1 protein-coding gene is annotated in these 523 nt (G+C 50.9%); it reads right to left on the reverse strand.

The annotated features are described in order from the left end of the window. The coding region (locus ABD353_RS40230) for a response regulator (protein ID WP_344628644.1) at positions 1–334 on the reverse strand (334 nt) is incomplete at its 3' end. Between the last annotated feature and the right edge of the window lie 189 nt (positions 335–523).

Raw genomic sequence — 523 nt, forward strand, 5'->3', positions numbered from 1 at the left:
GCTCTTTCGGAGAGAAAGGCTTGGTGATGTAGTCATCCGCGCCGGTCTCCAGGCCGCGAACGCGATCCTCTTCTTCTCCACGCGCGGTCAGCATCACTACCGGAATATCCCGCGTCATCGCCTCGCGCTTGAGCAGTTTAATAAACTGCAGCCCCGAACCGCCCGGCAGCATCCAGTCCAGGAGAATCAAATCAGGCCAGGGTTCATTGAGTTGATTCACCGCGCTGTCATAATCTTCCGCCTCGACAGGCTGAAAGCCATTTTGCTCCAGAACAAAGCAGACCATTTCGGGGATTGGAGCTTCATCTTCAACGACCAGAATTCTTCTCGCCATTATTTACCCTGTTTTTTTTAGCCATCAGTATAGAAGTGCGGCGTCATTATGCGTCACTTTTGTGACAGATTAATGAAAAAAATGACGGTCTGATGATCGGGTAATTTGAAGCATGACGCGGACTTACCCCGCGCCGACAAATGATATACTGCCGCCCATGCTTTTTTCGCTAGGGAAGATTTATGCGCC

This window comes from Kitasatospora arboriphila, from assembly GCF_039528095.1.
GTDB classification, from domain to species: Bacteria; Actinomycetota; Actinomycetes; order Streptomycetales; family Streptomycetaceae; genus Kitasatospora; species Kitasatospora arboriphila.